Genomic DNA, 11,177 nt, shown 5'->3' with positions numbered 1-11,177 from the left:
AATGCAATACTCTTTTAATACCATAACTAGCTGGAGGTTTAACAGGCTAATCTTAACACTTTGTGCCATGTTTGCCGCTATGCCTATTTTTTCTCAACAGACACTCATGCAGCGAGGAAAGGTGACCAGGGCAGACGGCGTACCACTTGTTGGGGTGTCTGTAGTCGAAGCGGATCTTTCGAACCGTACAGTTAACGCTACTTCAACCGATCAAAATGGATTGTACGTACTGCCTGTTTCCGATCAAAAAAATAATATCGTTTTTTCATATATAGGGTACAATACGCTACATACTTCGATAGATAAAGTAGGTAATGTAACCGTGCTGAAAGAATCCAGTAAGCAGATTGATGAGATAACCATAAGCAGCAAAAGAGGGAAGCCTATAAATAATGGAACGGGATTGAATATCGATAAAAGAAACCTTACGACCTCCGTTGTAACGATCAATGCAAAGGACTTGGAAGAATTGCCGTCTGTAAGTATAGATCAGGCTTTACAAGGGAGGTTATCAGGAGTAGACATTATATCGAGTTCCGGAGATCCCGGCGCAGGTATGCAGATACGGATTAGAGGTACTTCTTCTATCAACTCAGGTTCTGATCCACTGATCGTTGTAGATGGAATGCCTTACGAAACCACCGTTCCCTCAGATTTCTCTTTCGGTACAGCAAATGAACAAGGATATGCCCAACTGCTAAATATAGCACCTTCCGATATTTTGGATATAACAGTGTTGAAAGATGCCGCCGCTACAGCAGTATGGGGGTCCCGGGCCGCCAATGGCGTTTTGATCATCAATACAAAAAGGGGAGAAGAGGGCACTCCGTCGCTCAACTACAGTTTAAGAACCGTGCTTAATACCAATCGGGAGCCACTGTCCATGCTTAGCGGCGATCAGTACTCGCAGCTTATCCCCGAAATGTATATGAATAGAAACGGTTCTGCATTGAACACAGAGACATACAAAGAATTCGCCTACGATATCAGGGACCCCTATAACTATTACAATTACAGTAACAACACAAACTGGGTAAAGGAGGTAACGCAGTTAGGCTATGTCCTTGATAATAATTTATCCCTTTCAGGAGGAGGAGAGCGAACAAAATATTTCGCCTCTATTGGGTATTTTGATCAAAAGGGAACTACCTTGGGTACTGGTTTAAAACGCATCAACAGCCGTGTCAATTTAGATTATAGCGTTTCTGACAAGCTGTCGTTTCGTACAGATATTGCATACACCCGCGTAGATAATGCTAAGTTATATGCTAAAAATGTCTTGAATGTCGCTTACAAGAAAATGCCCAATATGGCGGTTTACGAATTTGACGAACAGGGAAACCAGACACCTAATTATTTCTCCCCGATAGAGAATATTCAAGGAACATATCCGCGCACGTACAATCCAGTCGCCTTTGCTAATACAGCTACAAACCGTGTGCTGAGCGAACGTATAACACCCAAGTTTAATGTGCGTTACGACTTAATTCCGCAAGTGCTGGTTGCCACATCAGATATACTTTTTGATGTGAACAGTAGCAAGACAAATACTTTTCTGCCGCAGACAGCAACAGGTCGACCTATTGTTGAAACTGTCGTTAACCGGGCCTCTGACGAGGATTATGATACCTATAAAGTAGATTCGAAAACGAATTTAGTCTATACGCCAAGTTTTAGAGATCCGCGGCATCAACTTCAGGCTTTGCTTTCTTTTCAGACCTCAGACTATACGTATTATAACCAATATGCACTTACATCTAATACGGCATCAGTTTTTTTACCCGATCCCAGTAGTCCGTCACGTACGGCAAATGAAGATTTGACAATTTATTCGCAAAAGATACAGGCGCGATCTATTGCGGGTTTGTGGAATGCACAATATGGATATGATGATCGCTATTTGGTTAATGCTGCGTTAAGGGTTGATGGCAATTCCAAATTTGGTCCCGAAAATAGATTCGGGCTCTTTCCGGCAATTTCCCTGCGCTGGCGCGCCTCTGGCGAATCTTTCTTGAAAGGCCTGTCTTTTCTGGATGATCTTAGTTTTCGGTTAAGTTACGCACAAGCAGGAAATGCGCCAAAGAGCGACTACACTTACTTTAGCACCTATACTAATTTTGATTGGACGTATCAAGGGGAAGCTGCCGTATATGCACGAAACCTTGAACTTCGTAACCTCAAGTGGGAAACCGTTACAGGTCAGAATGTGGGTTTTAATTTAGTGATGTTCAATAATAAGTTAAATGTCGATGCAGAGCTTTATCGCAACAGGACCAGCGATCTGTTTTTCCCAGAGTTGGCGTTAATGACCTATTCCGGATATAATAATGTTGATATGAATGTGGGAACGATGGATAATCAGGGATGGGAAATATCGGTATTCACAACGCCCTGGAAAAATAAAGATTGGCAGTTGGATGTCAACTTCAACCTCTCGCATAATGAAAATATAATACGCTCTATTTCTGATTTATATCCCAGAGAGAATGTAAAAGAAATTACTACCAATGGAATATTTAAAGCTGTACTGCAGGAAAACAATCCTTTCGGTTCCTTTTATGGTTTCCGTTATCAGGGCGTTTATGCTGATGAAGAAGCAACACTGGCAAGAGATAAGAATGGCAATCGTATCATCGGCTTAAATGGAGACCCTATCTACATGCGTTTTAATTACCCGGCGACTGATTATATTTTTCAGCCGGGAGATGCAAAATACGAGGATGTTAACCACGACGGCACGATCGACTATAGAGATATCGTTTATTTGGGGAATACCAATCCCAGACTGTCTGGCGGTTTCGGTACTACCTTGACTTATAAAAACTGGAAACTGATCACCTTTTTCAACTTTAGGTATAAGTTCGATGTCATCAATGCTACCGAGATGGAGACAACAAATATGTACAATTTCGACAACCAAAGTACGGCCGTACTTAGGAGATGGAGAAAGGAAGGCGATGTAACAGATATCCCAAGAGCTGTCTATAATACAGGCTATAATTGGTTAGGATCTAGCAGATACGTGCAAGATGGTACGTTTCTACGTTTGCGCCAACTTACCGTCCGATATGATCTAAAAAAGGAATGGTTGAAGAAAGCAAACCTAAAAGGTGTAGGTCTATACCTTACGGGCGAGAACCTATTGCTCTTCACCAGATATACAGGACAAGATCCTGAAATCAGTACGCGTATTACAGGACCGTTTTCCATTGGAGTAGACGAATCGATGACTCCTACTCCTGTTTCTATCACTTTTGGAGCAAACGTTAGATTTTAAAAATGAATAATAAGAGATCTATGAATAAAATGAAAATAGTTATCTGCTTTTTTTTGAGTGCAGGATTCTTATCCTGTACGAAATGGTTGGATCTGTCACCCGAGAATGCAGTAATTAAAGAAGAATTTTGGCAAACCAAAGAACAGGTCCATGCAGCTGTTTTAGGATGTTATGCCTCGTTGCTAGGGGCTCCAGCCGGTGTTTCTGACAGGCCTCTTTCGGAATACTTTTTTTTATGGGGCGAACTACGTGCCGATATGGTAAGTCCTGGGATCGGTATTTCTACCGATGAGCAGGAAATAGTGAACGTAAATATTCTGGCAGCAAATAGTTTAACAAAGTGGGGGGCGGTATACAGATCAATTAATTACTGTAATACTGTAATCGATTTCGCTCCAGATGCCTTACAAAGTGATAATACATTCACGGAAAGTAGCCTAAAAGCTTATCTTGCTGAAACAAAGGCTCTTCGTGGGCTACTTTATTTTTATTTGCTTCGTACGTTTGGGGAAGTGCCTTTAAAACTAACGGCCACAACCACTGACGAGGATATACAGCCTGTCCCAAAAAGTACAAAAGAAGAAGTCCTGGCACAGATTATCAAGGATCTAGAAGATGCATCGTTGAATATTATGAAGACCTATGGTGGTGTGACCACTGATAAGGGAAGGTTGACTTATTATGCGGTACAAACTATTTTAGCGGATGTATACCTCTGGGCCGAGCGTTATGAAGACTGTATAAATGCTGCAGATATTGTGATCAATTCAGGGAATTTTGGATTGATTGAAGGGAATGCAGGTTGGTATACTACGTTGTATGCAAATGGAAATTCAGCAGAAAGTATATTTGAGTTTCAGTATGATGAGCAAAAGTTAAATACATTTTATCCCATTTTCACAACCACACGTAGGAAGTTGATCGCCTCTGAACGGGTGATGGAGGAAATATATACCGTAAATTATGATGATCCATTATTGAAAGATATCCGAGGGGAATACAGCGCCGTAAGAACAACCGATAACAGCATTTGGAAATATCTTGGCAATGATACGCAAACAGGTATACGTACGGTCGACCAGTCCTTTGCACATTGGCCTGTATACCGCTATGCAGAACTTCTACTTATTAAAGCGGAAGCTTGTGCACAAGTAAATAGAGGACAGGAAGCCCTTGATATAGTAGAGGTCATCCGTACCAGAGCACAGGCTTTGGAGACTACACATCGGGAGCTTGCCGCTAGTCAAACGGAAGAAATAACCGAGTACATTTTAGAAGAGCGCGCTCGCGAACTTGCATTTGAGGGGAAAAGATGGTACGATGTATTACGCAATGCAAAAAGAGATAATTACAGAAATTTGCATCTTTTGATCAATATGGTCTCTGTTGCTGTACCGCCTGAACGACAGCAATCAGCGATGGTTAAATACCAAGATAAAGATAGCCATTACTTACCTGTGAACGAATCCGAATTATTAATCGACAAATCATTAAAGCAGAATCCATTTTATGAATAGATTATCAAAAGAACAATATAAGCCCCGGTATTTTTTGTTATCAGCTATTTTTCTATTTGCCTCTACACTTTTGTTTTTTATCCAATGTAAACCCTGGAATGAATATCCAACCGGCTCTAGCGAAGGTGAAAGAATATGGAATCTGATAGAAAGAGACCCATCTCTAAGTGAATTCGCTACACTTCTCAAACAAACGGGACTTGATGATACGTTAAAACAGGCTGCTAGCGTTACCGTATGGGCATTGGATAATGAGCATGTAACCGCTCTGCCTACGGAAATTAAAGAAAATAATACCCTGCTCAAAAGTCTTTTGGCACATCATATCTCTACTCTCCGCTATCAAACAGCAGAGTTGAATGCTACGTTGCGTATCCAGCAGTTGGATGGAAAGTTTGCGAATGTATCCAATGTGACATTTGAGGAAGCGAACATAATTGGGGCTGACAAAAGTGCACGCAATGGTGTATTGCATATTGTTGATCGTCCGGTTTTTCCTCAAGATAATATCTGGCAGTTTTTATCCCAATATGGCGATGCCAGTTTACAAAAAAACTGGATAGAAAGTTTAGACACTTTACTTTTTGACGAGCGATCAGCCCTTCAGATTGGAGTAGATGCAAATACGGGAGAAGCAGTCTATGACGAAAATAGCGAGAAAAAAGTGGCAAATGTCTATTTGGATAGTATCGCCAATTTGAAAGATGAATCCAAACAATTCACTTACTTCGTCCTTCAGAATAATGTGTTCCAAAGCTCCTTCAATAAACTATCTTCTTATTATAGTGGTATTTCAGCTGATTCGCTTTACCGCTTAACAGGATATAGTGTACTTAAAGATTTTGCTGTAGAAGGATTGATTTCGCTCACAGAACTTTCAGGTGTGCTAGAGGCTACAAGTGGCGCGAAGGTCAAGATCGACCCCTTGGCTGTCGCAGAAACGTATCAATTGAGTAACGGACGCGTATATGTTTTGTCGGCATACGATATACTGCTAGAACAGAAATTTCCTGTAATAAAGATAGAAGGGGAAAATCCTACAGGCTTTAGTCGGACGGACAAGGCGGCCACCACATTCTATAGAAGGAAAGCTAATCCCGATGGAAGTACCTTTAGTGATATCATGGTATATGGTCATCTTATACCCAAATTTCACATCCACTACCATTTAAAAAATGTTCCGCGTGCAAAATATAAAGTCTATTGGAGGGCTGTTGCAGGGATAGATGATAGTCAGACCGTATCTTTTACACAACGATTGGGAATAGGAAATCCCGAGCTGGAAGTATTTCCTTACCAGTCTGTCGGACTGCAAAATTATGATGAAGTATATATCGGGGAGTTTACAACATCCGGATTCGGAGACCTTAATTTTTACTTGATAGCAGCAAATACGGGAACGACAGGACAGAACACTTTATCACTGGATTATTTACGTTTGATACCCGTTTTCGATTAAAATATAAGAAAGACAAAATGAACATATCTAATAATATTGTTTGGCGTTATATTCTGTTTGCGGGCGTTCTTACCACGATTGGAGGTTTAGAAACGAAAGCCAACGATTTACCGGCTGTATGGATAAATAATAAGCAAGATTCTGTTGTATTTAAAGGGATCGTTATTGATGCCAATAATAAGCAGCTTATTGAGGGGGCTAGATTACGCGTTGAAGATAGCGAGATTCATACGGGTAAAAATGGAAGCTTTATTTTTAAAACAACGTCTCCCTCTTTACTGATCTCCGCCGCCGCCGATGGATTTCATGAAAAGAAACAACTGTTCTTAGCTGATGATACAATAGTGGTGCAGTTACTGAAAGAAGAACAGCATTCGTTGTTTGCCCATGTGGATAACATCCTAAAAAAAGAGAGTCGTGCGGATATTTCATCCAGTATAGGAAGTCCGGTTTTGGAAAACAGATGGCTTAATCAAAAGGAATCTCTTGAAAGTTCTCTTCAGGGGAGAGTTTCAGGTCTGCAAGTAACCAGAAGGTCCGGTAGTCCAGGAATCGGAGGGATGCTTAATATCCGAGGTACAAATTCTCTTTATGGCAGCCGTCAGCCTTTAATAGTAGTTGACGGAGCAATTTATGATAACTTTTCCTACGGTAATAGCCTTATTTCAGGCCATCAGTTCAATGCTTTACAGCATATCGACCTGAAGGATGTCCAGGAGATAGCCGTTATCAAAGATGCGCTAAATTCCTATGGCGTGAAGGGTGGAAATGGGGTGATTCGCATCACAACACGTGCAGCAAAAGAATTGAGTACAAGAATTGATTATGCTTCTTATCTATCGCTGGATTTCGCGCCTTCTTCATTCCCTCTTTTAAATGCGTCTGAATTTAGAACTTACCTGGCAGACCTTTATAAAGCTCAGGGATACAGTGCTGATTACATTAACAGTCGCCCATATTTAAATAACGACCCTGAGTCATCTACGTATTACACTTATGCTAACGAGACCGATTGGCAGAAGCAAATTTTTAGAAATGCAATAGCACAACAACATTATTTGAATGTAACAGGAGGAGATAATATTGCCAGATATTCCCTGTCTCTCGGTTATACCGATCAAGAAGGGGTAACAAAAGAAACTGGACGTAAAAATTATCAAACGCGGTTTAATGCCCACCTCAATCTAACACGTAAATTGAGTGCAATTATTGGAATCTCACTGGGGTACACTGAACAGCAATTAAAAGACCAAGGCGCCAATGGCTTGAGTAATCCCATTTTTTTGGCACTAGTGAAATCACCATTTACTGCAACACATGAGCTGAATGCTTCTGGGGTATTTTCGCCAAACTTATCCGATGTCGATATTTTTAATGTAGGCAATCCATTAGCGCTTATTCAGAAGGCCAATGAGTCTGATAAAAATTATCGTTTCAACGGAAATTTTGGTTTTACTTACAAGATCAATCCCAAAATTAGCTTGCATACATTAGGCAATTTACAGTATAACAAGATCCGGGAAAATATATTTATTCCAAATTATGGTGTTGCCGATGAAGAAACAAACCTAGCAGTGATACAGAGCCGTTTGGGATCCCGTGTAAATAGATACAATGCGCTATTCAACGAAACTAAGTTTTCTTACAACAACCAATGGCGCCAACAGCATTTCTTAGACCTACAGGCTGGGTTTCGGTTCCAAAATGTCGAAATTGAGGATGATTATGTAAAAGATTTTAACGGGGCAACTGACGATCTTGTTACTGTTGGAAATGGTGTCCCTTATCTGAGGGAAGTAGGAGGGGGGATCGGACATAATAATTGGTTGAACACCTTTGTTCAACTTAATTACAATTTCAAAGGTAAATATTTTGTACAGTCGATTTTTAATGGAGATGGATCGTCGCGTTTTGGCAAAGAGTCGACTGACGGTGTACGATTTAATGGGAATAATTATGCAATTTTACCGGCTTTCGGAGCATCGTGGTTAATTTCTAACGAAAAATTTTTAGCACAGAGCGATGGTATTGATCTACTGAAGATAAGAGCATCCCTTGGTTGGAATGGACTGGACGACATCGGCAATTATAATGCGAAAAACTATTATGTTTCTCAAAATTTCCTGGGATTTCAAGGGCTTGTCAGAGGAAATATCGGCAACCCATCCCTCCAATGGGAAACAGTACGCAAATTTAATTTGGGATTGGATGCATCGTTATTTTCTGAGAGATTTCAGTTGGCTTTTGATTGGTATAGCCATCAGAGTTCAAATGGCATCTACTACAAGCAACTCGAAAATAGCAATGGATTGGACAATATGCTGGTCAACGGGGTATCTATTAAAAACCATGGAGTAGAGCTTGACCTGCATGGACGTATTATAAACCGTACATGGAAATGGGACGCCGGGCTGACAATCGCCCACAACGAAAGTCGCATCCACAAGCTACCGGAGGAAATTGTACACAGCTATTCCGGGGCCGAGCTTATCGTGCAAAATGGTGCTGCTCCTAATCTATTTTATGGTTATAAGACAAATGGAATCATAAGCTCGCAGGCACACGCAGAAGAACTCAGTCTGCGTGCGCGGCAAGAAAATGGATTGTATAGCTCTTTTCAGGCTGGAGATGTTTGGTTTAATGACAGAGATGGTAACGGGGTTATCGATGAGGCCGATAAAGTAGTTATAGGTAATCCAAACCCCGATTATTTTGGAGGTCTTTCTAATAATTTCTTTTACAAAAACTGGTCTTTTCAAACGTTTTTAACCTTTTCGGTAGGAAACGATATTTATAACTATACTCGTTCTATTTTAGAATCGGGTAGCCGGGAATATAACCAAACTACGCTGCAGTACAACAGGTGGCAGCAGGAAGATCAAGAGGCTGAACTTCCGCGTTTAGGATCAGATATAACCTTGGCAAATGATCGGTTTTCCGATCGATGGATTGAGGACGGGAGTTATCTCCGTTTAAAAAATATCAGTATTACCTATAAATGGAATCTGAAACATCAGATTATTCGCTATGTGCATTTGACCTTAAGCGCCAGCAATTTGTTTACATGGACAAAATACAATGGATTTGATCCTGAATTCAACAACTCCGGACAGTTGTGGACGCAGGGTACAGATACGCCCACAGAGCCTATAACGAAATCCATTCAATTCGGTCTTAGGGTCGGACTATAGTACAATAATTTATGATAATCTAGACTTATAATATGAAAATAATATTCAACATAGCGTTATTGTTTCTTGTCATATTTCATTCCTGCAAGAATACGTTCGATCTAGCTCCCGGAGAGGTTGTCGCGGAAGAAAATATGTACCAAGACTTAAACGATGCAGATGCAGCTGTTCTAGGCATTTATGGCCAATTTGCCAGCTTGGCGAAACAGTATGTTATTTTAAATGAATTGCGTGCGGACTTATTGACCGTTACCGAAAATACAGTACCCGAGCTCCAACAGATTAATAACCACACAGTCCTACCTGGGAATTCTTATACCGATCCGCGTACTTTCTATAAGGTAATATTTTCCTGTAATGATGCCTTATATCATTTTCGGAAAATGCAAAAAGAAAACAGACTGTCGCAAAATGAATTTGCGCAGCGTTATTCGGATATAGGCGCACTTCGTTCGTGGATATATTTACAGTTGGGGATTCACTATGGAACAGTACCCTATATTACAGAAAATGTACAGGATCCGATTGATCTTACTACAATAAACAAAAAGGACAAAATAGGATTTGATGTACTGTTGGATAGCTTAGTTACTTTTACCAGTAATCTTCCTACACTTGAAGCATATAGTACTGGATCGTCCCTGTTACTCAATATAGATGGCATTTATACCGATAAGATCTTTGTAAACAAACATCTGCTATTGGGCGAACTCTATCTTTGGACATCTCGCTATACAGAAGCTGCTGTTCACTATCGTAAGGTAATGGAGACAGGCGGAGATACAAATACGGACTTGTATAAGATTATTTTCTCTGATGTGGTAACAAACAATGATTTATCTGTAGGGTACATACGTTATAGAGAACAGGACTTTAATTCATTGATTAATAATAATAGCCAAGGTTGGCGTTCTATCTTTAGCCGAAGTAGGGATGATTTGTGGAATTCAGAATGGTTGTGGAGTATACCTTTTAACAACAGTTTTGAGCCTGAATTTCCTTTTGTTTCTTTATTTGAATCTTCCGGTGGAGCGTATCAATTAAAACCATCCAATAAGGCGATCTCGGCGTGGAATTCGCAAATACAGCATAACGGATTCCCATTTGATGCGCGCGGTATGTTTTCTTATACGATTGAGGCGAAAGGTCCGGTAGTTAAAAAATACACCTATAGTTACAACCCTCTATTGCCATTGAATAAGTCGGGCAATTGGCATCTTGCACGTGCAGCATCCTTGCACTTAAGATTTGCAGAGGCTGCAAATAGAGTGGGATATGGCCGTCTCGCTTATGCATTGTTAAACAATGGGATCGGTACAGAGTATGATGACACGTCCTTGTCAGACAAAACCAATGTGCAGCAAACCTTTTTGCCTGCACCATTCGACTTCGATGCACGGAATAGCGGAACGACAGGAGCGCCTTATTATCGTGCGACATGGTATAAGAATACAGGGATAAGAAATAGGGCTTATCTAAAAAGCTTGAATAGCAACTTAAAAAATGATATGGAAGCACTCGAAGATGCTCTTATTAACGAGGCTGGATTGGAACTTGCTTTTGAAGGTAACCGATGGGCAGATCTGGTCCGTATCGCAAAACGCCGTAATCAACCCGAATTCCTGGCACGTCGCATTTATGACAAATTAGAAAAAGATGAAAATCCGTTAGCAAACGAAATTTATCAAAAGCTTCTTAACATAGAAAATTGGTACTTACCATTTCAATAGAAT

Annotated in this window: 5 protein-coding genes; all 5 read left to right on the top strand. The window is 40.5% G+C overall.

Going from position 1 to position 11,177, the window contains the following annotated elements:
- The first annotated feature begins 1 nt into the window (after position 1).
- The 5 genes from ACSZOX_RS09805 to ACSZOX_RS09785 are packed head-to-tail and all read left to right on the top strand — an operon-like array spanning position 2 to position 11,174.
- Complete coding sequence (locus ACSZOX_RS09805) at positions 2-3,277, top strand: SusC/RagA family TonB-linked outer membrane protein (protein ID WP_437919708.1); 3,276 nt, start codon at positions 2-4, stop codon at positions 3,275-3,277.
- A 2-nt stretch (positions 3,278-3,279) separates the two neighbouring features.
- Positions 3,280-4,794 carry a RagB/SusD family nutrient uptake outer membrane protein gene (locus tag ACSZOX_RS09800; RefSeq protein WP_437919707.1) on the top strand — a complete coding sequence of 505 codons (1,515 nt, stop codon included), beginning with the start codon at positions 3,280-3,282 and terminating at the stop codon, positions 4,792-4,794.
- Entirely contained in the window at positions 4,787-6,253 is a 1,467-nt protein-coding gene (locus tag ACSZOX_RS09795) for a fasciclin domain-containing protein (RefSeq protein WP_437919706.1), read from the top strand. Before ACSZOX_RS09800 ends, ACSZOX_RS09795 begins: the two co-directional genes overlap by 8 nt.
- Before the next feature lie 17 nt (positions 6,254-6,270).
- Positions 6,271-9,444, top strand: a complete 3,174-nt coding sequence (locus tag ACSZOX_RS09790; protein WP_437919705.1) for a SusC/RagA family TonB-linked outer membrane protein — start codon at positions 6,271-6,273, stop codon at positions 9,442-9,444.
- Between the two features lie 32 nt (positions 9,445-9,476).
- Complete coding sequence (locus tag ACSZOX_RS09785; RefSeq protein ID WP_437919704.1) at positions 9,477-11,174, top strand: RagB/SusD family nutrient uptake outer membrane protein; 1,698 nt, start codon at positions 9,477-9,479, stop codon at positions 11,172-11,174.
- The last annotated feature ends 3 nt before the right edge of the window (positions 11,175-11,177 follow it).

The sequence above is a fragment of the Sphingobacterium sp. LRF_L2 genome (assembly GCF_965644235.1).
Classification (GTDB): domain Bacteria; phylum Bacteroidota; class Bacteroidia; order Sphingobacteriales; family Sphingobacteriaceae; genus Sphingobacterium.
Note: the sequence above shows the minus strand (reverse complement) of the source record. Positions and strands in the feature narration are given on the sequence as shown.

Excerpts from the sequence above, each read along its gene's own strand:
- ACSZOX_RS09805 (WP_437919708.1), top strand. The coding sequence starts at position 2 with ATGCAATACTCTTTTAATACCATAACTAGCTGGAGGTTTAACAGGCTA.
- ACSZOX_RS09800 (WP_437919707.1), top strand. The coding sequence starts at position 3,280 with ATGAATAATAAGAGATCTATGAATAAAATGAAAATAGTTATCTGCTTT.
- ACSZOX_RS09795 (WP_437919706.1), top strand. The coding sequence starts at position 4,787 with ATGAATAGATTATCAAAAGAACAATATAAGCCCCGGTATTTTTTGTTA.
- ACSZOX_RS09790 (WP_437919705.1), top strand. The coding sequence starts at position 6,271 with ATGAACATATCTAATAATATTGTTTGGCGTTATATTCTGTTTGCGGGC.
- ACSZOX_RS09785 (WP_437919704.1), top strand. The coding sequence starts at position 9,477 with ATGAAAATAATATTCAACATAGCGTTATTGTTTCTTGTCATATTTCAT.